This is a genomic window from Spirosoma daeguense (assembly GCF_054776875.1).
The window spans coordinates 520,445-543,287 of sequence record NZ_BAAHBF010000006.1; the positions used below are offsets into that span (position 1 = coordinate 520,445).

Annotated in this window: 19 protein-coding genes; 9 read left to right on the plus strand and 10 right to left on the minus strand. The window is 48.2% G+C overall.

Going from position 1 to position 22,843, the window contains the following annotated elements:
• Nucleotides 1-98 precede the first annotated feature (98 nt).
• From ACYVD4_RS21390 to ACYVD4_RS21400, 3 genes are all read right to left on the minus strand, one after another.
• On the minus strand, nt 99-1,157 hold the full coding sequence (locus tag ACYVD4_RS21390; protein WP_460949204.1) for a cellulase family glycosylhydrolase: 1,059 nt from the start codon (nt 1,155-1,157) through the stop codon (nt 99-101).
• 24 nt (nt 1,158-1,181) lie between these two features.
• Nucleotides 1,182-2,831: an arylsulfatase gene (locus ACYVD4_RS21395; protein WP_460949205.1), complete on the minus strand. Its 1,650-nt coding sequence runs from the start codon at nt 2,829-2,831 to the stop codon at nt 1,182-1,184.
• A gap of 93 nt (nt 2,832-2,924) precedes the next feature.
• Entirely contained in the window at nt 2,925-4,388 is a 1,464-nt protein-coding gene (locus ACYVD4_RS21400) for a RagB/SusD family nutrient uptake outer membrane protein (protein WP_460949207.1), read from the minus strand.
• A gap of 51 nt (nt 4,389-4,439) precedes the next feature.
• Between ACYVD4_RS21400 and ACYVD4_RS21405 the strand changes: the two genes are divergently transcribed.
• Both ACYVD4_RS21405 and ACYVD4_RS21410 read left to right on the plus strand, forming a co-directional pair.
• Complete coding sequence (locus ACYVD4_RS21405) at nt 4,440-4,598, plus strand: hypothetical protein (protein WP_460949209.1); 159 nt, start codon at nt 4,440-4,442, stop codon at nt 4,596-4,598.
• Nucleotides 4,585-4,965: a type II toxin-antitoxin system VapC family toxin gene (locus tag ACYVD4_RS21410; protein WP_460949211.1), complete on the plus strand. Its 381-nt coding sequence runs from the start codon at nt 4,585-4,587 to the stop codon at nt 4,963-4,965. Before ACYVD4_RS21405 ends, ACYVD4_RS21410 begins: the two co-directional genes overlap by 14 nt.
• An 18-nt stretch (nt 4,966-4,983) precedes the next feature.
• Here the strand turns inward: ACYVD4_RS21410 and ACYVD4_RS21415 are convergent, their stop codons facing one another.
• The 6 genes from ACYVD4_RS21415 to ACYVD4_RS21440 form a co-directional block, all read right to left on the minus strand.
• Entirely contained in the window at nt 4,984-8,472 is a 3,489-nt protein-coding gene (locus ACYVD4_RS21415) for a SusC/RagA family TonB-linked outer membrane protein (protein ID WP_460949213.1), read from the minus strand.
• A 32-nt stretch (nt 8,473-8,504) separates the two neighbouring features.
• Nucleotides 8,505-9,506: a FecR family protein gene (locus ACYVD4_RS21420; RefSeq protein WP_460949214.1), complete on the minus strand. Its 1,002-nt coding sequence runs from the start codon at nt 9,504-9,506 to the stop codon at nt 8,505-8,507.
• Complete coding sequence (locus ACYVD4_RS21425; protein WP_460949216.1) at nt 9,503-10,204, minus strand: RNA polymerase sigma-70 factor; 702 nt, start codon at nt 10,202-10,204, stop codon at nt 9,503-9,505. The genes ACYVD4_RS21420 and ACYVD4_RS21425 overlap by 4 nt, the downstream gene beginning before the upstream one ends.
• Nucleotides 10,205-10,343: 139 nt before the next feature.
• Nucleotides 10,344-11,306, minus strand: a complete 963-nt coding sequence (locus ACYVD4_RS21430) for a polysaccharide deacetylase family protein (RefSeq protein ID WP_460949218.1) — start codon at nt 11,304-11,306, stop codon at nt 10,344-10,346.
• A gap of 80 nt (nt 11,307-11,386) precedes the next feature.
• Nucleotides 11,387-12,445 carry a response regulator gene (locus tag ACYVD4_RS21435; RefSeq protein WP_460949220.1) on the minus strand — a complete coding sequence of 353 codons (1,059 nt, stop codon included), beginning with the start codon at nt 12,443-12,445 and terminating at the stop codon, nt 11,387-11,389.
• On the minus strand, nt 12,442-13,236 hold the full coding sequence (locus ACYVD4_RS21440; protein ID WP_460949222.1) for a histidine kinase dimerization/phospho-acceptor domain-containing protein: 795 nt from the start codon (nt 13,234-13,236) through the stop codon (nt 12,442-12,444). Before ACYVD4_RS21440 ends, ACYVD4_RS21435 begins: the two co-directional genes overlap by 4 nt.
• A 189-nt stretch (nt 13,237-13,425) precedes the next feature.
• Between ACYVD4_RS21440 and ACYVD4_RS21445 the strand changes: the two genes are divergently transcribed.
• From ACYVD4_RS21445 to ACYVD4_RS21460, 4 genes are all read left to right on the plus strand, one after another.
• The gene (locus ACYVD4_RS21445; protein WP_460949223.1) at nt 13,426-14,571 is read left to right on the plus strand and encodes a PAS domain-containing sensor histidine kinase; all 1,146 of its coding nucleotides are present in this window, start codon (nt 13,426-13,428) and stop codon (nt 14,569-14,571) included.
• 170 nt (nt 14,572-14,741) lie between these two features.
• The gene (locus tag ACYVD4_RS21450; protein ID WP_460949225.1) at nt 14,742-14,996 is read left to right on the plus strand and encodes a hypothetical protein; all 255 of its coding nucleotides are present in this window, start codon (nt 14,742-14,744) and stop codon (nt 14,994-14,996) included.
• Between the two features lie 40 nt (nt 14,997-15,036).
• Nucleotides 15,037-15,588, plus strand: coding sequence for a hypothetical protein (locus ACYVD4_RS21455; protein WP_460949227.1), 552 nt, complete (start codon nt 15,037-15,039; stop codon nt 15,586-15,588).
• A 93-nt stretch (nt 15,589-15,681) separates the two neighbouring features.
• Entirely contained in the window at nt 15,682-16,944 is a 1,263-nt protein-coding gene (locus ACYVD4_RS21460; protein WP_460949229.1) for a hypothetical protein, read from the plus strand.
• Between the two features lie 79 nt (nt 16,945-17,023).
• Here ACYVD4_RS21460 and ACYVD4_RS21465 read toward each other — a convergent pair whose 3' ends face one another.
• Nucleotides 17,024-18,763: an Ig-like domain-containing domain gene (locus tag ACYVD4_RS21465; RefSeq protein WP_460949231.1), complete on the minus strand. Its 1,740-nt coding sequence runs from the start codon at nt 18,761-18,763 to the stop codon at nt 17,024-17,026.
• Nucleotides 18,764-19,087: 324 nt separating this feature from the next.
• On the opposite strand from ACYVD4_RS21465, the gene ACYVD4_RS21470 reads away from it, so the two are divergent.
• The 3 genes from ACYVD4_RS21470 to ACYVD4_RS21480 all read left to right on the plus strand — a co-directional run bounded on the left by ACYVD4_RS21470 (nt 19,088) and on the right by ACYVD4_RS21480 (nt 22,740).
• Entirely contained in the window at nt 19,088-20,596 is a 1,509-nt protein-coding gene (locus tag ACYVD4_RS21470) for a hypothetical protein (protein WP_460949233.1), read from the plus strand.
• 120 nt (nt 20,597-20,716) lie between these two features.
• Entirely contained in the window at nt 20,717-21,160 is a 444-nt protein-coding gene (locus ACYVD4_RS21475) for a hypothetical protein (RefSeq protein WP_460949235.1), read from the plus strand.
• 89 nt (nt 21,161-21,249) lie between these two features.
• The gene (locus ACYVD4_RS21480) at nt 21,250-22,740 is read left to right on the plus strand and encodes a hypothetical protein (RefSeq protein ID WP_460949237.1); all 1,491 of its coding nucleotides are present in this window, start codon (nt 21,250-21,252) and stop codon (nt 22,738-22,740) included.
• Nucleotides 22,741-22,843 lie beyond the last annotated feature (103 nt).

Sequence of the window (22,843 nt, forward strand, 5' to 3'; positions counted from 1 at the left end):
TTTTGTCATGCTGACGTAGGAAGCATCTTAATGTTCGCTTACTCACCTGTTAGGATATCGTAAGATGCTTCCTACGTCAGCATGACAAAATTTAAAACTTACTTCTTCCCAGTCAACGATTTGATCGTTTTTACTTCGTCTTCGCTAAACGGCGTACCGTCTTTTCGGAGGATGTCGTGGAACCAAAGTTCAGGCTCTTTACCGCTCGGAATCGGCGTATCCCACGCAAAAATTGTGTTAGTTTTACCCGATACGAACCCCCAGTTAATGGCCCCGATATTTTCCTGTTTCAATAGCGGCATGACGTTCAGAAACAAACTTCCGTTGCGTCGGGCCATGTATTCGGTGCAGATGAGCGGGCGATTTTGCTTCCGCAAATCAGCGATACGTTTCTTGTGCTGGTCGATGTATTTGTAGTGGTGATACGTTACTACGTCTGAATTTTCGAGCTGAAATTTGTTTAGCTCATCGAAACCTGCATCCCAGTTCCACAAACCTGCGCTAATCGGTTGCGACGGATTTACCTCACGCGCCCAACCAAACACGGCTTTCAGCAATGGCAGGCTTTTGCTCAGGTATTTATTATTGCCCGGCTCGTTGTAGAGGTCCCAGAGCAGAATCCGCTGATCGTTTTTGAACGTCGTCATTACGTCTTTAACGTAGCGTTCCAATACAGGCAGGCTGTCCTGATGAGTTAAAATCATGCTACCGGGGTCACGTACCCAGCCGCTGTTGTGCACACCGGGTTTGGGTTCAGGCTGCTTTCCGGGATGGTATTCGTCGTTCCAGCAATCGTCGAAAAAGACCAGAATGGTTTTGATACCGTGTTTATTCGAAATCTGCAAATACTGGTCGAGCCGTTTTTTGAACCCTGCCGGATCAATTGTCCACGCCAGATGATGCAGGTATACGCGCATAGCGTTGAACCCTAAATCTTCGGCCCAGCCCAGTTCTTTATCAATCGTTTGTGGATCGAACGTAGCAGCCTGAAACATCTCTAACTGGTTAATGGCCGTACTTGGTTGGAAATTACAGCCCCGAACCCAACCCTGTTTCTTATACCATTCGTTGGCTTTTTCAGGTGTCCAGATTTTGCTTTGGGCATTCAGACCCGATGCGGTAAGTAGTAAAAGCGCAATGGCGAGTAGTTTATTCATAAATAGTAATCTGTAAATCAGGTATTATTCAGTCGTTTTAAAGAAATTCCACTCTTTCGAAAAGTCAGCTTTCATGGTTCCTTTCGGGAATACGTAGTGCGTATTGGCCCACTTATTCCACTGCTCGTCAAGTTTTTTGACGAGGTCAGAATGTTCATTTGCTACGTTGTGTTGCTCCACCCGATCTGTTTCCAGATTATATAATTCCCACGGCTTTCCGATGACACCCACCGCCTTCCAGTTTCCGGTGCGGATAGCGCGCATATTTTCATGCTCCCAATACATAAATTCGGGTTGCTGACGCGTACCGCGTGTCAGTACAGGCAACAGACTTTTACCTTCCAACGGATGAATTTTCTGTCCTTTCGCTTCGACTGGATACGTAGCGCCACTGGCTTCAATGAACGTGGGCATAATATCGATCAGATAACCGGGCGCATTCGAAATTCGCCCTTTCTGCCCAGTCATACCTTTCGGATAGTGAACAATCAACGGCGTAGCAATACCGCCCTCATACGATACGTGCTTAAAGCCTTTCAACGGTGTGTTCGACGCGTTGGCCCAAACGGCTCCATACGAAATCGCTCCGGATTTGTCGGGCTGGTTGATGTCGGCTAGTTGCCCACCGCCCAAAATGCCGCCTTCCTGACAGGCACCATTGTCGGACAGGAAAACCAGCAACGTATTATCGAGCTTGCCGGATTTGGTCAGGTAATCGACTAGTTTGCCAATGTTCTGATCCATCCGGTAAACCTGCGCGGCATAAACAGCCATCCGATAATCCATGTCACGCTGTTTCGCCGTATCCTGTTCGGCCCAAGCAGGGTAAATTTCTGGACGGGCAGAAAGACCCCATTTTTCAGCAACAACCCCTTCTTTTACCTGCTTCCGAAAACGTTGTTGACGTAGCGCATCCCAACCCTGTCGGTACTTACCCCGAAATAGTTCGATGTCTTTTTCGAGCGCGTGTAATGGCCAATGTGGCGAGGTAAAGGCCAGATACAGGAAAAACGGATCTTTATCTTTCTGCTCGTTCAGGAACGTAATGGCATTATCGGTGAATGCATCGGTCGTGTAAAAGGGTTGTGCTACGTGTTCAACAGGTTCGTTATCGACCCAGATTCCGCGTGGCTGAATTGGCTCTAAATAACTGCTGGCTCCCGACAGTAATCCGTAAAAACGATCAAATCCGCGCTGACGAGGTCGAACATCTGACGTAGCGTGACCCAGATGCCATTTCCCAGCCATATACGTATGATAACCAGCCGTTTTGAGTACTTCGGCCAACGTAACAGAATTGCGGTTGATTTCCCCCCGATAGCCATACACACCGTAATCATAGTCTATCCGATTACCCGGTTCTTTGGTCATGTGCCCAATACCGGCCTGATGCTGAAAAAGTCCCGTCATCAGGCTTGCGCGTGTCGGGCAGCAACGCGACGTATTATAAAACTGCGTAAACCGAACACCCTGCCGAGCCAGTTTATCCAGATTAGGTGTCGGAATTTCAGAGCCGTAGCAACCCAAATCCGAATAGCCCATATCATCAGCCATGATCAGAATGATATTCGGGCGAACCTCGTTTGGCCGGGCCAGTGTCGGCTTCGCTTTTTGCTGCGCCCACCCTGTCAGACACATAAACAGATAACCCAAAAGAAGAACCAGTTTTTTCATTGTAGAAGGAATGGAACACAGATTTTTATGATCTGTACAATGGATTATGATCTTAACAATCATAAAAATCTGCGTTCCATTGTTCTTACTCTTTTAGTAGCCCGGATTTTGCACACAAAGCTTGTTCGCATCAATTTCGACCTGCGGAATCGGGAATAGTGTCCGTTCGGGTTTGGCGTTGGTGATGCCCCGAGCTTGCGCTAATGAAATAAACGTACCCTGACGTATCAAATCCTCCCGCCGTTTACCTTCTGACACAAATTCCCAGCCCCGCTCCCGAAAAATAGCGGTACGGAAAGTTTCTTTCGTAGGCGTATCGGTTGTGGTCAGGTTAGGAATTCCAGCTCTGGTACGTACCTGATTGATCAACGTAAAGGCTTCTACAGTTGGGCCATTTAGCTCATTCAATGCTTCGGCACGAGTCAGCAGTATATCGGCATAGCGTAGTATCGGCACGTCGTTCCCACTGTTGTTTCCAACCGTATTATTGTCCCAGTATTTAAAACTACGGGCGTTATCACCGGTTGATAAATCGACGACCTGATCGCTGTTGTTGATGTAGCTGGTACAGATAAGCTGAAGCCGTTTGTCGCTTGCCGCGAACGTACTTGTGAAAGCAGTACGTAGCCGATACTGGGTCGCAAAGTTCGACATGGTCGCTTTATACGTATAATTCGGAAACTGCGGACTGCTTTTGTAGGCCGGTGGTAATGCCCCTGCCTGATACCAGTTACCAAATGGGTCTTCGGTACGGCACTGCAACACCAGCATCATTTCGCGATTGCTATTCCCCTCATTTTCAACCCGAAACATCGTTACAAAATTGGCATTCAGCGAATAGTAGTTCAGGTCTATAACGGCTTTGGCAGCATCGGCAGCTTTTTGCCACTGCTTGGTATTCAGATAAAACTTGGCCAGAATACCGTTCGCATTCCCTTTGTTTAGCCGGCCATACGCTTCTTCTTTACCCGGATCAGGCAAATCAGGAATAGCCTGCGTGAGTTCGGTTTCGATGAAGTTTTTCAACTCATCATCGGTAGCGCGAGCTAGCCCCGCAGGTTGCGTAGTAGACGTACGTAGCGGCACCGTACCAAAATTGTTGTACAGAATGGCGTAGGCTTGCGCACGTAACGCCCGCGCTTCGGCCCTGAATAGTTTTTTAGTGGCATCGGACGTATTGACATTGGCGATGTTCTCAATTACGCCGTTGGCATCGCGGATGGTACGGTAATTTGGGCCCCAGATATCGTCGTTGAACGTACCAAGTGAAGGGTCCCAAGTGAAATTGATGAGCGTAATAAGCTGCCCATTTTCAGCCCCGCCGGTATTGAAACCCATATCCGTAGATACCTCGGAGTCGTTGATAACGTAGCGCGAATTTGACTGCGTCTGCTGTTGCGCATACGACGAAAATAGTAACGATTTAATCCCGCTTTCGGACGTTAATACGTTGCCGGGTGAAAACTCAGACTTTGGCGTTACCTGCAACGCTTCTTCGCAGGACGAAAGTGCCAACGTGATAGCAAGAAGGATGATATAATTCAGGTTCGGTTTCATCGAAAAAATGCTAAAATATTTTGGTTACTTTTGTAAAAACAATCAGCTCTTATGGTTATCAAAATTCATAAAGACACACAGCCAGAAGCGCTTAAAGAAATGCTTAAAAAAGTCCAGTCGAAACGTAGTCTTCGCCCATTCGTCGGCAAACTCAAGCGTGGTCTGGATGGTATGACCTATCAAAACGAAGCTCGTAATGAATGGAGCTGACTTTCTGGCCGACACTAATTTTCTAATCTATCTGCTCGAAGGCCGTCCGGAAGCAGCTTTGTTTGCCGATTTTTCATTTGCGGTTTCGTTCATTACCGAAATTGAGTTGTTGGGTCGAAAAGACATGTCCAGTACCGAAAAACAGGTTATCCAGCAATTGCTCGACACTTGTTTTATTATCGACCTGCATCCAGCTATCAAAGCAAAGGCTATTGCGCTGAAACAGAAGCATAAAATCAAGTTGCCAGACGCGTTGATAGCATCAACTGCCTATTATTCAGGGCTGGCTCTGTTGACAGCCGACAAGGGTTTCGCCAATCTTCCTGATTTGGATTTGCTTCTTCTTGATCTCTCATCGGATTCATAGTGATTTCGCATAAACCTCTTAAAACTGAAGATTCAATCCAGCGGTGAAGGTTCGGGTTAATGGATAGGTATTGTAGTCGATACGTAAAATATTGTCGCCAAGGGCATTAGCTGCCGGATCAGAGCCCGAATACTTTGTAAACGTGGCCAGATTTTGCCCATTCACAAATACCAACGCCCCACTCACGTAGCGATTGGCCGGAAGCGGCAGTTTATACGACAACCGGATAGCCTGTAGCCGCAAATACGACGCATCTTCCACCGTTTTATTCGTCACCTGACGTTGCCCCTGCACGTCGTTCGGCAGAAACGAAGGATAATCATTTGTCGGATTGGTGGGCGTCCAGCGATTCAGATACGGGTCAGCCAGTTTGTTACGTCGGTAATCGACCGGATAATACGAATCGACCAAGCTGCTGTTCAACATTTTAGCACCACCGGAACCTTCAAAAAACACGTCGAGGATAAGCGTCTTGTACGATACGCTGGTGTTGAATCCGTAGTAAAAATCGGGCAGTGATTTTCCCAATACAACCCGGTCGTTGGCATTGATTATTTTGTTGCCGTCCAGATCACGGTATTTCAAATCGCCGGGGCGTACGCCAGATTGTGCCTGCCCGAAATCATCGCCCGTTTGCCAGACGCCATCGACCAGATAGCCATAAAACGATCCAATAGATTCGCCGGGTTTCAGAATACTTACCTGACCAATGCTACCGGGGCCATTACCAATGGCCTGACTTACGTTACCGAGACTTAATACCCTGTTTTTCAACGTAGTGATATTAAATCCGGCATCAACCCGAAAGTCTTTATTATCGACCACAACACCTTTCAGTGCAAGTTCAAGACCTGTATTACGCATACTTCCGACGTTTTCAGTTCGGCTACCAAATCCGGTGCTGGCTGGCTGCGGAATATCGTAGAGCAAATTGGATGTTTTGCGATTATAATAATCCAGACTACCCGTCAGACGACCGTTGAAAAAGCCGAAATCGATACCAATATCCGCCTGAACCGCCGACTCCCATTGCAAATCCGGATTGGCGCTACGTGACGGTTGCAGTGAGCTTACTTTGTTGCCATTGAAGACCGCGTTACGTCCGGCGGAGAAGGTAGAGAAATAAATATAGTTGGCCGTAGGCTGGTTGCCCGTTACGCCAAAGCTGGCACGAAACTTCAACTCACTGATTGCCCGGCTGTTTTTCAGGAAATCTTCATCATGAATCCGCCAGGCCACAGCCGCCGATGGGAAATAACCGAACCGTTTGTTTGGCCCGAACCGAGCCGACCCATCGGCACGCATCGACGCCGTAAGCAAATATTTTCCCATGAAGGCATAATTGACCCGACCCAGAAACGACACCAGCTTGTTTTCCTGCCGACCGCTACTGACGCCATTCAACGTATTATCGCCGGTTCCCAATGCATCGAACGTCAGATCGGGCAGCGCAAACGAACGCGAATTGGCAATCAGTGAGCTGGATGTATATCGCTCATACGTAGAACCGATTACGGCCGAAAGCCGGTGATTTTTAAACTCTTTGTTGTAGTTTAGCGTCCCCTCGGCCAGATAATATCCCCGTTTACCGTCGCGCACATCGGCATATCCGTTATACGAAAGCCCTGTCAACGTAGTGGGGTCGATCCAGAAATACCGTTGATTATCGTTCAAATCGATACCAACCCGAACTTTTGCCGATAGCGATGGCACAAAAAAGTATTCCGCAAACACATTCCCGAACGTCCGATACGTATCACCCATGCCGTACTGACCGTTTATAACCGCCAGCGGATTGTCCATTGGTGCCATCAACGGAGAGCGGTAAAATGAACCGTCGGCATTGTAAGGCGCAGCAGTCGGGTCATAATTTTGCGCCATATAGAGCGCACTGGCATTGTCGTTCAGGCCCACACCCGTAGCGTTGTAATAATCTCGGGTATAGGCGGTTGCGAGACTGATCCCTACGTTATATTTCGACGCTACACCGTTCTCTACGTTCACGCGGGCGTTGTACCGGCGGGTACCCGATTTCAGCATAATCCCGTCCTGATTGAAGTAGCCAACTGACATGTAATATTTCGTGTTGCCACCCGCTCCGCTAAACGACAGATCGTGCGATTGAATCGGCGCGTCACGTAGCAACAAACTCTGCCAGTCGGTGTTTGCGTTGGTTCCGGTCACTTTGGGGGTTGTCAGTTTCCCCAAATCAATGATTTCGTTGATGGCTTTTGTGTATTCATCGCCCGTCATAAACCGCTGCGTATGCGCCACTTTCTGAATCCCATACGTACCGTTATATTCGACTTTCAGCTTGCCGTCTTTCCCTTTTTTAGTGCTAATGATCACCACCCCATTAGCACCCCGCGATCCATAAATAGCCGATGCAGAAGCATCTTTCAGAATTTCAATCGACTCAATATCAGCCGGATTCAGGCTATTCAATGGCGTCCGGTTATTAGGATTGCTAGTGGTACCGCCCGCGCTGGCCGAACCGATAGCCGTACCGTCGTTCACAGGCAGTCCATCCACTACGTAGAGCGGGTCGTTATTACCCGTAATTGATGTAATACCGCGAATCTGAACGCTCATGGTAGCGCCCGGTTCGCCACTTTTCTGATAAATCTGTACCCCCGGCGACCTACCCTGTAACGTCTGTTGCAGGTTTACGTTGGTGCCACGGGTCAAATCCTGCGCTTTCAGCGACGTAACAGAACCCGTCAGATCGCTTTTACGAACGGTGCCATAACCAACGACGACGACTTCGTTGAGCGACTGGTTGTTTTCTTTCAACTGCACGTTGATTTCCGAACGATTAGACACTGGAACCTCCTGCGCTTCGTAGCCAACGTAGGAAAAAACCAGCACCAGCGACGATGCCCCACCAGCGGGTTCAGGAATACTCAGTTGATAGCGTCCGTTGGCGTCAGTCGTTGTCCCCCGATTGGTTCCTTTCACCACGACACTAACACCCGGCAACGCACCTCCGTTATCAGTGGCCGTTACGGTACCGCTCACCGAAATATCGACCGGAACAGGAGCTACCGACGTAGTGGATTGAGAGGTCAGCCCCGTATCAATAGCATTATTATCGGGCAGATGCTGGTCGGAAGGAGCCGTTACCGGAAATCGGGCGTCGCTGGCCGATGAAGCAGCTTTTTTGTTCAAGACAACCCATGTGCCGGGCTTTACCTGTTTGTAGCGTAAGTTAAACGGACGTAGCAATCGGCTCAGCGCATTTTCGAGTGATGTGCTACCCGCCAGCGCATCGGCCGGAACCGTCAGATTAACAACGGTTCGATCTTCGAACAGAATATCGGTTCGGTAGCGGGTTTTGAGGTCGTTCAGTACGTCGGCCAGTCGGCGGGTTGAAACAACGGGCGAGGTTACTGAGCGAGTCTGTTGTCGAGCCATCGCCAGTGTCTGGCTACTGGCAGGCTGAGGGCCACCCAATAAAACGCCAGCCAGTAATACGGGCAATGCAGAAGAATGTAAGCGTGAGGGCATAACCAGAATAAGAGGATCTATATGTGAGTGGTTTATTCGAAAAAAGAAACGATATCGTCCTTCTGTTTGTAGTTGATTTCCAGCAGTTCAGCCACTACCTGCAAAAACTCATCGGCGTTATGTGCTTCAAAAGAGCCGGTCACGGTTCGGTTGGCTAAGTCTTCATTTTTCAGCACTACGTGCAGGCCATACGTATCGCGCAGGAGTTCGGCAATTTCCCGAACCGACGTACTTTTAAACACAAATCGATGTTCGCGCCAGGCGGTGCTGATTTCGGGCTGAGTGGTGTGGCTTTGGCTCAATTTGCCCGATGAGTCCACACTCACAGCATCGCCCGGTTTTAGGCGGAGTTGATGGATTGACTTGGCTTTCTCCTTATAATTGAGCTGAATAGCCCCTTTACTAAGTACAACTTTGGTTCTGCCGGGACGGTCATAGACGTTAAATTCAGTACCCAGCACCACTACATCGACTCCCCGGTTCGTATGTACCACAAATCGTTGATTCGTAGGTGTATGACGTACCGAAAAAGCGGCTTCTCCACTCAACCAGACGGCTCGTGTTTTTTCGCCAAAACCAAAACGCGGTACACGTAGCGTCGAATTTGAATTGAGCACTAGTGACGTACCATCCGACAAGGTCAACTGACGAGTTTCGCCAAAAGCCGTTTCTATAGTTTGGTAAAGCCAATATGAACGACTGGCATACAATCCTCCGAGCAAACAGAGTAATACGGCTGCGGCTGCCAGCCAGCGAACGTTGCTATATAACGGACGAATGGTAGCGGATTGATTTGTTTCCGTTACGTGCTGTTGTTCTTCCCACGTGTCGATCCGGTCGCTAAGCTGCTGATATGCAACGTCTTCTTCGGCCAGATACTGGAGATGCTGTTGTTCCCATTCATCGAGCCAGGCAACGTATTGAAGCTGATGCGCTGGCTCCTGTAACCAATCAGCAATCATGGTTCGCTGTAGTGCCGTTGAGCGACCCGCAAAGTGCTCAAACAGCATGTCTTTCATGCTTATCGGTTTCATTTCATAACGATATGTTGCACCGACCCCGAAAGGTTCGGCAACGTGGAAGGTTGGGTAAACCCAATGACCATTAACCAGCTAAAAAGTCCTAACTGAAGCGTTTGCCGCAATTGCGACAAGGCCCGACTCAGGTGCGCTTCGATAGTTTTGGGAGAAATCTGAAGTTCGTCGGCAATTTCGCGGTGTTTTTTGCCTTCAAAACGACTCATAATAAACACCCGTTGACATTGTGGCGGCAAGGCTCGAACGGTTTCTTCGATACGTTGCGACAGTTCGGTATACTGAAGCAGTTGTTCCGGGTCGAGTGCTACGTCGGTTTCCGTTACGTCGGTCTCGGTATCTGTCGACGTAGTGCCTTGCTGAAACTCCTGACGCAAGTGCGTATAGGCCCGTTTTCTGACGGCGGCATACAGATATGCCTGATACGTAGTGGTAATGTGCTGCTGAACCTGATTTTTCCAGAAGCTGAAAAAGACTTCGCTCACAAGATCTTCGGCAACAGCTCGCGAATGTACAAACCGAACCGCCTGACTGCATAGGGTACGATAATACCGTCTGAACAGCAGCTCATATCCTCGCCGGGCATTTTCGGCAAAGGCCTGCCGAATCAGGAATTCAGCATCGACCAGAACGGGTTCGGTGTCGAGTCTACGAAACGGACTTAGTGGGTCAGGTTTATCGGGTATGTTTTCGGCCATTGGCAGCAATAATCAATGCTGTTTATTACTAAGTCCGCAGATTGCCTCTTATCCCTTAGTCGATTCGCAGATTTTTTTTAATTATTTTAGGATAGAGCCGTTTCAAGAACGTAGTAAAGTTCTGGACGAAGCACTCTGCCTACTTCTGTTCCGAATGGGCAACACTGGTAGGCAGTTCGTAAAGTAGCCAGGTTTTATTTCGAATCGACGTATCGTGCGTTTGAATCAACCGAATAAAATCGGTAATGCCGAGCGGTTCGTTACCGTTGGCATGTATCAACACAAAACTACCCGATTTAGGTGATTGATTTTTGGCAAGCCACGCATCGCTACCAATGGGCAGCAGTCCAAACGCCAGCACCTGATTAAATACTGCTTTGTCGGAAACAAGTCCGGGGAAACGAAAAAAAATGGATGGTAACAAGCCATTGTGAATCATAGTCTGTTCGTTCAGCAAAACCTCGTCTGACAGGTTCGTGCCGGGTTCGAGCATGAAATTAACCGGAAGTGGACGTCGCGGATCGAAGCGGTGATGATAAGAATGATTGACCCACGTGATATCCAGATCGCCCCGACGTACCAGATTTTTCAAATAGTTCAAATCGTCCTGATGGCTATTCATCCACAAACCCGAAACGGTAATCGTTACCGGAATTGGTTTTTCGTCGGGTTCAAAGGCTTTAATCAGGTCATCAAAAACAGTACGTGTCAGCGGTTTGGTCGACGGGCACAGGTCGATGGTCAGGCTAAATCCCCGTTCGGTGGTGTCGGCCCGCTCAAGCCCCGCATCCTGAAGTGAACCAGACCGTTGCTGCTCCGTTTTCATGGCACGACCATAGGGTGTATTTGCTACGCTCCGAAACACATCGGGCCAAGCCAAAGGCGTAATATCAGCCGGAGCCAGCGTCATTATTTTCGTTTCGAGAGTCTGGGGATTGAGCAACAGGTAATAGGATTTATCGGACTGCTTCCACTGTCGCATTAGCACTTGTTGCGGAGAGCGTTTGGTAACTCCGTAGAAAACCTGGTAATCTGTAAGCTGCGCCAGCGCGGGGAAAAGGGTTACTAAAAACAAGACACCCGAAAAACTAAACTTGGCCATAAACACTACGCTCAAACCGATACGGTACTATTGAATGACTTCTTAATTTTTATAACAATCTAAGGCTTAGTACACTATCCTTACCACCTTAATTTCTCAAGTTTCGTGGGGTCTGTGATCAGAATCTTTCCATCCTGATAGTCAATAACGCCCTCATCCCGAAAATCGCCCAGTGTGCGAATGAGTGACTCAGTGGCTGTTCCCGACAACGTAGCCAGTTCTTCACGCGTTAGTCCCACCCGAAAGCTCGTATTGTCGCTCGTCCGGAATCGATGGACGTAGTGCAGCAGGCCGCTCGCTACCCGTTTCCTGAGCGAATTGTAGGCGAGTCCCAGCAGTTGCCGTTCTTTTTCGGCAATGGAGTTAGCCATCAGCGCAATAAACGACTGTGCTACATCGGCATGGCGAAAAAGCAGTTCCATAAAGTCGCTTTTGGGAATATGAATAATTGTCGAATCTTCGAGTGCCAGTGCCGTATCTTCGTAAGGGCGATTTTCCAACAAAGCCGTATATCCAAAAAAGTCGCCCGGCCCAAAGAGTCCTGTTACGAGTTCTTTTCCTTCGATATTTTCCCGAACGGTACGCACTTTACCATTTTCTACAAAATGAAGCCGGCTGGGTTCGTCACCTTCGGCATAGATAATTTTGCGTTTTTTAACGGCATGGGCCTTACGATTAGTGGCTAGTTGCGCCAGACCTTCACGATGCTGAACATCGGTTAAAAACTTACCAAACGTCTGCGTAACACTGGGCTGGCGACGTGTTTCTACCACCCGCAGCCGTACGTCAATAGCGCCTAAAAGTTCAGCTTCGCCAAATGGTTTGGTCAGGTAATCATCGGCGCCTAATTCCATTCCCTTCCGAAAATCGGCCCGTTCTGATTTAGCCGTAATAAATATGAACGGAATGGTTTTAAGCTCAGGATGGCCGCTAAAAATTTGCAGAACACCATATCCATCCATTCCCGGCATCATGATATCGCAAAGCACCAAATCAGGTTTGCTTGCCAGCGCCAGACGCACGCCATCTTTGCCATTATCAGCCGCCTGAACAGTATAGCCCGATAGTTCGAGCAGATCGGCCATATTCTGCCGAAGTGCGGCTTCATCTTCAATAATTAAGACAGTGCGGTTAGTCATGGTTTCGAATGCTTAAGAATATCGGCCGTTTGATGAATTTCCTGTGCCGAAGGCGGCTGTTCCTGATTGAGCGTATGTTCGACCAACGTATCGAGCAATGCTTTCAGGTGTTCTACCTGCCGTTGGATAATCTGGGCGTGCCGGGTTAGTTTTTCGGGCTGATTGGTTAGCTTGAGAACTAACATGGCGGACGTTTGTAGAATAGCCATCGGATTCCGAAACTCGTGCGACATGGCCGTAATAAAGGCGGTTTTCCGCTGATGCAATGTGCGTTCGCGGCCCAATGCCTGCTCCAGAGCCTCTTTGGTCACTTCCAGTTCGTGAAGGGAATGCTGTAGCACATCAGTACGTAGCGGATCAGCAGGTAGCAGCATTGCTGACGTATCGGTTACGTTCTGCGAATGCTCTTTACTGGGAAAAACGACATCGGTGATACGTAGCAGCAATAGTGATTTCCCATCAACTTCAGTCGTAATCAGATGGAACGATGCCCAAAAGCTTTTTTTTGTAGTATGCAGCTCACAGTCAACACGTTCTACCCAAGGCTCTTGAATCAACGACTGCGCCAATGCCTGATCGAAGGCAGCATTTGCCGGGTTGGCAGGCTGGCGCAGAAAACCGTGAGGGTACTTCTCAAGATAATCGTTGAGCGATGAAACGTTGAGCAACTGAAGACCCGCCGGATTTATATAAATCGGCTTGAATCCGTCTCGTTCATAGAGCCCCAAAAAGCTACTCATGCTTTGTGCCAGCACGTAGAACAAGGTATCAGTGGTAGCATCTGTTAACATATGGAAGCTGATTAGGTCTACAAAGGTCGGCCAAAAGCCTCCGATTTTTACTGACCGTCATCAGTATTTCCTACTATTTCCGATCAGTTTACGAACAACGAAGACTTTTTCAGGTCAGGTCTCTATTTTTGTCGATAGTTCTACTACACTTACTATACGCTGATGGAACCTAATGACGCTGATAGTCGTATGCATCAGTCTTTGGCTGACTTTCTGGCAGAGTTAGATCCTGACGTACTCAGCGATTTATATCAGAACGTACCGGTTGGGTTGCATTCGCTGGATGCTGATGGCGTATTTCTGTTTATCAACGATACTGAACTGGAATGGCTGGGCTATGAACGTAACGAATTGCTGGGGAAACTACAGTTTGCCGATCTGCTTCCGCCAGAACAACTCACCCTGTTTCAGACCCGTTTTTTCACCTTAAAAGAAACAGGACGTATCACCAATATACGGTATACATTACTACGTAAAGATGGATCGCCCCTACCCGTTCAGATCGACTCCAGTGCTCTTTACGACGAAGATGGTCAATACCTGATGTCGCGTTCGGTTGTCATAGATTTAACGGTCCAACAGGAACTGGAAGAGCAGATTCAACAAAAAAATGATGAACTGAAACGGTTAAATGAGCAGTTGATCGTCCTGAATCAAACGAAAAACACGTTTATAAGTGCGGTAGCCCACGACTTACAAAATCCGGTAACGAATTTACGAATGCTGGCGGCCAAATTCCGCAAAACAGCCGATACGCTCACTCTTCAGCAAAAGAACTGGATTGAAGACCTCGATAACACGGCCCAACGTATTGGCAATTTGATTAGCCAGACGCTCGACGCGAACCGGATTGAGCACGACGCCAATGCTCCTCAGTTAAAACCCGTCGATTTTCAATCGTTGCTGCAATCACTTCTCAAGCATTTCTCGAATCTGGCCGATCGCAAATCAATTCAGCTTATTTCGGTGCCCGACTCGTTAGTACCAGCTATTGCTACCGACGCTACGTATGTGATTGAAATTCTGGAAAACCTTTTGTCGAATGCCATTAAGTTTTCGCCCCCCGGTAGTCGGGTTATCCTGACTACGCATATTCATCCCGACTGTATTGGTATCAGCGTTAGCGATGAAGGCCCGGGTATTCCTTTATCCGAACGTTCTCGTTTGTTTGGCCGCTACGTTACCTTAAGCACGCACCCCACCGCCGGTGAATCATCGACAGGTTTGGGGCTTTTTATTGCGAAAGAATATGCCGAGCGAATCGGCGGAACACTCTATTACGAAGAACATCCCCAAACGGGAGCCACCTTTGTGCTGAAACTCCCCAGAGCCTAATCCATTATCTATCAGTCTACTACGTAGCATCACGAACCCTAACATGGCAGAAATACTGACCATGGTCAGCAAAAAACTGTGCCGACAATCAGAGCCGTTCAATGACTACCGGCAGTATGTCCACTTGAAATACCGCCCAACTTTGTCACCATCAAACACGACAAAGAATCATGAAAACGCTCTCAAAAACCGCTCTTGCCCTCGTCTTAGGAATATGGCTCACCAGTTGCCAATACGATGGTAAACCCAGCGAAACAGTCCTGAAGGCTTTCGAGCATAAGTTCGGCAAAGTCGAACAAATCAAATGGTCGCATAACGTAGACTACACCTACGCCCACTTCAAACAGCATGGTATTCCTGTAGTTGCCGTCTTTGGCAACGATGGTCAATACGTTGCAACCGACGATGCAAAACCCATTCAGTAAATGTCATCCCCAAAACAAACCATCTTTAATCACTTACGCCATGAAAACCCTCATTCTCATCACCTGTCTGGCTATCGGTAGCGGTAGCGCCACATTTGCCCAACTCAACGAAGAAACGGTTACGGCCAATGCAACCAGTAAAACGCAGATTCCGATTGCAGTGCTGAACGCCTACAAAAAAGACTTTCCGGGCGGTAAATCCATTGATGCCTGGAAGCTCATTCCCGCCCAGGCCTATGCCGATAAGTACGCTGTCAATGAGCAGGGAGAGGATGTGACCGACGGAAAAACAGATAATTTATTTTACTCCGTCGATCTTTCCGGTAAAGGGGTTAATGCGCAGGCCGTCTACAATTCAAACGGTAAACTGCTGGTCTTTAAAGAAGACATCAAGAATACACAGCTCCCCGCTGCCATTGTGAATCGGGTTGAAGAAGCCTATCCAAACGCGGTCATCACCAGCGACCACGAACGTATTCGTCTCGAAAACAATAAGAAACGGATTATCTACACCGTCAAATTTAAACAGAACGGGAAAGCGGGTAAAGTACAGCTCGACGAAAATGGTACCCTGCTGAAAGCCCGAAAATAAGTCAGGTTACCTCCATACAGTCCGCACTTTGGCGGCATTCAACTACAATCATTAACCAGTAACTGGCGTGTCTTTTGACCACCTCATAAACTCATGAAAACGCTGTTTTCTTCACTTCGCGCATTACGCGCAGGTGTTTCAACCCGAGGATGGGCACTAGTAAGTACTTCCCTGCTTGCCCTCTTCATTGTTCTGCATACAAACGCATGGGGCCAGTCTAACCAACTGGAAACACAACAGGGATTACTCAATGCCATTGCCCCCTACAACGCCAGCCAACGGCAGGCGATGCTAACAGCTAGTCAGTATCCGCAGGTGTTAACCGATATACAAAAAGCGCAGGAAACATCCCGCTCATCGTTTGAGGCATTAATTAATGGATTTTCGCAGAACAAGCAGGGTTGGTTTTACGACCTGACGCGCTATTCAGATTTAATGCACCAGCTAGCCCAGCTTCCTAAAGGCACAACCGAAGATGCGGTTAAACAACTGGCTCCAGCTTCGGAACCTGCTGTTCAGGAAGCGGCTTGGCGGCTTTACCGTCATCACAACGATGACCTAATCAAAGCCGACAATCTGAATCAGCAGGCGAATCAAACATTTGAGAAGTTGATTGGTAACCTCGATGCCAATACCCAAACGGCTTTTCGTCAGTTACTGGCTTATCCAGATGCACTGGTGCTGTTGACCAACAATAGTGATCTGACAGCCCAACTCGGTCAGCAGTATGCCGCCAACACGTCCGATATTTCGGGGCAACTGGCTACCCTGCACGATAAACTGGCCGCTGATCATGAATCAGAAGTGGCCGCCTATAGAAAACAGCTCGACGCTGATCCACAAGCCAGTCAGGAGCTGAAACAGGCTGCCCAAACCTACGCACAGGCAAACGGCTTTTTGCTTCCGAATGGCACTTATAGCGGTAATCTTATGTATGCCAACCCCTATTCATTCTGGTTTGGCTATCCTTACTGGTACGGTACCGCTCTCTGGTATCCGGGCGCTTACTGGGGTGGATTTGGGCTTACGTATGGTCTGGGTACCTTTGGGATGTATGGCTTTCCGGCTTTTGGCTTCAACAACTGGTTTTTCAACGGTGGATATGCCGGTTACCCGCACCTCTACACCCGTTTAAACGGTTACTATCGAACGGTTGCGCCAATGCATCGGTTTTCACCAGCCAATCGGGCCTTTATGAATGCCGCCGATGCTCATTTTGGTACCTTATCGGGCACGCACATGAATCGGTTTTCGCCCGGTCGTCCGACTACTTTTCCAGGCGGTTCATTTGGATCACGTAGTTTCGGAGGAGGAGGATTTGGTGGCGCCAGAAGCTTTGGCGGACACCGTCGATAAATACCTTGCCGAGTGTATAAAAACGCTACGTCCAGCCTTGACATCAAAGCTGGACGTAGCGTTTTTAGTTTTGCGTACATCAAAAATCAATATCGGTCAGTTCAAAATTCTGCTTCACGCGAATCGTGCCGTCTTCTTCGGTTCCGGGAGCATAAATGATTCGTTCGGGTTGAGTTCCTTTCTGCACATTGCCAATGTCACGCTTTCGGTTGCCGTTACTATCAATAATCAGCCGAACGCGGTAAAGTCCAGCCTTAATTCGGCCAAAACTGTAGGACGTAGTGCCGTATGAACTTCGAACCACTTTGTATTTTTCGTCTAGCAGTTCGACAATAAATTTGTTTCCTGCCGCACCAATCGTAGCTGGATTTACCCGCCCGGCAATGAGTCCATAACTATCTTCATCGGCAATAAGATACCGAGCCGAATACCTCGCCAACGTATCGCCCTGAACACTAATAAACGCCCCTTTTTTGAGTCGAAATAGTAACGTATCGCGCAGTTTTGTATTCTGTTTGATAACCAGTCGGGAGAAACTGTTGCTCCACACCAGATCGGCAGGCGTCAGCTTTAGCGGCTTTGTACTATCGGGGCCGATAACGATTTCGTCGATGCTGTACCGTAGCACGGGTTTGTTGAACACCATCGTAAATTCCATATTATTGTCGATAGGTTCGCTGGGTGATGGTGTTACCTGCACATTGAGTGGCGTCCGGTTTTTGGCCCTTGTCCGAAGCGGTGAAAAATAAATTCGCTCGCGTAATTCTGTTACGTTTCCTACCGAATCCTGAACCGTAATAACCGTATACAACGTGTCGCCAGCCGCTCGGTTGGCAGGCCGGAACAGCCGAATCATCTTTGGATTTTCCAGAAATGAAACCAACGTATCAGTCGACGCGCTTCCCGAAGTTGATGCCACTGTTGTCGACGTAGCGGTTGTAGTAGCTGGGGCAGTCGTGGCTGACGTAGCAGATGTTGAAACAGTTGTTGTGGACGTAGTGGAAGTAGACGTGGCCGTTGTGGACGTAGCACTTGTATATAGGGCTTTCCCGAAACGCATTCGATAGCTGGCAATGCCGCTGCTTAATTCAAGGCCCAGCGTTTCGTCAGTACGTTCGCGTCGGCTAATACGTGGTTTACCGTATCCTCGAAAAGCGACCATATTCACGTCGGTATAGTTCCGATTCAGATTAAGCACACTATCACGGAAAGCCACCCGCTCTTCAGGCGTGTTATTCACCAGATTTAAATCTTTATCATCGAACCCATATACTTTGTACTGCCCAGCTTTTACGTTTTCAATCCGAAAATTCCCGCTGCTATCGGTACGGGCAAAATATTGGGGGCGTTTTCGATTAATGGGCAACGTATCGGTCGGTGCAAACAAACCCACCACAAAATTCAGAATCGGCAATCGACTTTCATCGTCCACTACGTTCCCCGTCAGATACAATGAATCGATCATGGAACCCGTACTGAACACAACCTTGGTATCTTTCGCTACGTTACGTTCGGTAACGTCTTTGATACCATCGGCAAAATCAATGGTATACGTAGTATTGGGCAAAAATGGCTTGTTAAAATTCAGGCGAATCCCTTTCGGCAATGTCTTAACAATGAACGTATTACTATCCTGCGGGGTGATGGTGATTTTCTGTTGCAGGTTTTCGGCATTCACGTATTCATCAAATTCCAGTTCAACAAACTTACCCGTATAATTTAACTGCCGGGCTTTGGGCATACTGCTCACCAGCTTTGGCGACAACGTATCCTTTTTACCTCCTGGCGGCTGGGCAACCTGCGCACAGTTCTGAAGCAAAACCGGAAGTGATAGAAAAAAGGCAACGAATAAATAACGTAACAATTTACGTACTGAATGATTAATCAATAAATGGCTATGGCACTGTAATAGATGTTCGCTCGTTCGCTCTTTCACTCGTTCGCTCTTTAATAGTAGCTACAAAGGTAAACGTCCGTTCATCGTTTCGTGGTGCCGATTGACATAAAATGGCAGCTTGCTTCGTTAGGTTGTATAGAATTTTAAGAAAATTTAAGCTCACTTAGTGAATGGCCGGGTGGTCCGTACCTGATTTGGTACATTTGCCGCTCGGAAATAGCCTGTTCAACCACCTAAAACCTGCACATGCGGCAACACCGTTTTTATTTATTTATCGTACTGATCACATCGCTCGGCTGGATGGCCTCCTGCTCCAGCCCAGTCGGTGAACTCGATAGTCAAATCAGCGAAGCCCTGACGAACGACAACAAACTTGATGCAGACGAAGCAAAGGCCATTCGTGCGTTTCTGCAAAAAGAAGCGAAAGAACTCGCCGACGAGAAGAAAACAGCTAAACTTTACACGGCTGATGGTGAGGTAGATGACGTAGCATTGACCGCTTACATCCGAAAGCACATCGATTATCGAAAACTGGCCAAAGAGGGCGATGCGCCAACTATTGAACTGGCCGGTGCCGCTACGTCGACCAAACCAGTAAAGTTGAAACTCTATCTCGAAGCGAGTGCCAGTATGTTTCCGTACGATACGCCCGGCGGAAACGGCGCGTTCAAACGGACGCTTAACGACGTACTGACGCAGTTCGACGCTATAAATCCGGGGCAGGGAAAGCTTTACGTAGTGAATACCGAGGTCAACGAATTGGGTTTGTCGATGTCGCAGTTTTTTAAGGAGAAAAATATTTTTACAGTTGCCAAAACCAAAGGTAAAACCACCAGCACCGACTTCGAAGGCATTTTTACCGACATTCTCCGCAATACGTCGGGCGATGAACTAAGCGTGCTGGTTTCTGACCTGATTTACTCCGACCCGAGCCTGACAGGTATGAGTGCGCAGAAAACCCTCGACGCGGCCAGTTCGTTGCTAACTACGGTTTTCAATCCGTATGCCAGTACGCATTCGATGCTGGTTATCAAGCTCAAAAGTGATTTCAACGGAACGTATTATAGCTGGAACAATGGTAAAAAACCGTACACTGGCGAGCGCCCTTACTACCTCTGTCTGATCGGACGTAACGAAACGCTGCAACGACTCTATCAGGATCAAACTTACCAAAACATTCGCCGATTCGACCAGCTACCGGGTTTTGCCGACTCATGGTTTTTCGGTCGCGATACTAAAGCCGTTACGCCATTTTACAGTATTATGGTTACTGACCCCGCTCGTAAAGGACGCTTCAAACGGTCGGACGAAGAGATACGTAGCCACGCCAAAGCCATTCACGCGCTCAAAGACGTACAACCCGACGTAGCTGACAAAAGCCTGACGATTCCGGTAGCGGTCGATTTGTCGGCTATGCGGCTTCCGGCATCGTTGCTAACCGACCCTAGTCAGTACGTTGTTTCGGGGAAAGATAATTTTAACGTATCAGCGGTTCAGACGTATTCAGGAGCAAATGGCACTACGCACAAACTGCTCCTTTCCACAACTAAACCTGCTCGCGGTGACCGTAGCGCAACGATTCAGCTACGTCGTCAGTTTCCGCCCCGCTGGATTGCCAACACCACTACAACCAACGATACGTCGCCCGATGCCAACTCAACCTTTGGCCTACAAAACCTGTTGCAGGGCGTCGAACGAGCTTACAATCCTAACAACCAAACCGAATATTTCACCCTAAAAATTAATTTAGAATGATTGAAAGAAACCTAAAGAGCGAAAGAATGAATGAGCGAAAGAGCGGCTGGCGATCCAGCGAAAAGCTAGCGCAAGTTTTCTTTTGCTCTTTCGCTCTTTCACCCTTTCGCTCTTTAAAAAATGGAAGAATCGCTGTATAACTTTTACAACCTGTTTGTCAACGGAGCTTTGCTCGAAGATTTGTATCAGGAAGAACTGCTGTCGCCCCTGACCTGGACAGCCATCGGTATTGCGTTTGTCGTTGCGTTTGCGTTCTATATCTGGCCATTTAATAAGGTGAGTTTCAGTGGTCTGGGAAGCTGGCTGCTGATGATGGGCGTGAGTGCATTGACACTTTTTGTGATCGCACTTGTTACGTGTTATCAGAAAGCCAATCAGGAAATTCCGCGCGATGAAGCCGACCTTGACCAAGGCAATCTGTTCGATCAGGGCGTGAGTATCTTCTTAAGCTATTCCTTTACAATGGCGTTATTAACTGTTATTATTTTCTTCATCATTTCGATGGTGATGAAAAATTTCAGCAAAAACGCCAAACACCGGCCCATGCTCTGGCCTTCTAAATAACACAGGCCCAAACAGGCTCCGGCTGTTTGAATTCGCTATTTTGAATAGACAAACAGCCAGAGCCTGTTTGAGCCCAATAATCCCAAATTATGGCTAAACTATTTGTCTTCGCCATTGGCGGAACCGGCTCACGGGTACTGAAAGCCCTTACGTTTTTGCTGGCATCTGGCGTAAAACTCAATAATACAGATGAGGTGATTCCGATTGTGCTGGACCCTCACGCAACGAACGACGACCTGCTACGTACCAAAGATCTGCTACGTGAGTACGGCAACATTCGGGCAAATCTGCAAACCAAACCAACGTCGGGCTTTTTCAGCACCGAAATCAAAACCCTGAACCGCTCCATCGGTGGTAACGCAACTATTGCCGATACGTATGTATTTGAACTACAGGGCGTTCAGCAGGAAAAATTTCGGGATTACATTAATTACGAAGGACTCGATGCGCCCGCCAAAGCGTTTGCCAGTCTGCTCTTTTCGGAAGAGAATCTGGAAACCAAAATGGATATTGGTTTCGTCGGGAACCCGAATATTGGCAGTACGGTATTAAATCAATTCAGGTATTCGGAGGTGTTTCAGGCATTTGCTGAGAACTTCGGCACCAACGACCGTATTTTTATTATCAGTTCAATCTTTGGCGGAACGGGCGCGGCTGGCTTCCCGATTCTGCTCAAAAATATTCGGGGAGCGCAGGCTATCGGCCAGATTCCGAATCCGGCGTTTCTGCGCGATGCCAAAATTGGTGCGGTGTCGGTGATGCCGTATTTCAGCCTGACTACCAATGATAACAAGCTGATTGACCCGGCTTCGTTCATTGCCAAAACCAAAGCTGCACTCAACTATTACCAGAAAGGTGTGAATCCGGCGGTCAATGCGTTGTACTACATCGGCGACGATCAGACTAAAGCATATACCTACGATCCCGGCGCGGGTGGGCAGAAAAATGAAGCTCATTTTGTCGAAATGGCGTCGGCACTGGCCATTGTCGATTTCATGGGTATGGACGATGCCAGTCTTGCCGTATCGAATGGTCGCCCGGCGAATCCGGTATTTAAAGAGTTTGGCGTTGAACAGGATGGCATCAGCCTTCAGCTGGGCAATCTGGCCGGAGCGACCAAACAACTCATCAGCCTGCCCTTGTCGAAAATGGCGCTGTTCAGTACGTACCTCGGCCAGCGAATTCGGCAGGCTGCCGGTACGGTGCAATGGTCGAAAGCAAATCCGCAGATTTCGACCTCGTTCCTGAATTCCGGCTTTTTCAACAGCGTTAAAAACTTCGATACGTCGTTCCGCCAATGGCTTTCCGAAATGCGCGAGAACAAACGATCATTCGAACCTTTTCTGCTCGATGCAGCTAATCTAGGCCATACGGTACGTGGTTTTGAACCCAAAAAGCGCGGCATATTCGGTGGAGAATCGGACGTAAAACTCGACATCATCGACGATTTCGATCAGACGCTCAACAAAACCGCCGAGGGGAAAGCGTACGGCAGCGAAGCCGATAAATTCATTCAGTTATTTTCCGAAAGTACCGATAAGTTCGTTCGGGAAAAACTGCCCAAAGTGATGGATTATTAATTGTTTCAGGTTCAAAGTTGATTGTGGTGTCAGATGCTTAAATCTGACAGGTGAGGTTTCTTAAAACCTCGTTCAACGATTTTGTGAAATCCTCCAGTGCCGG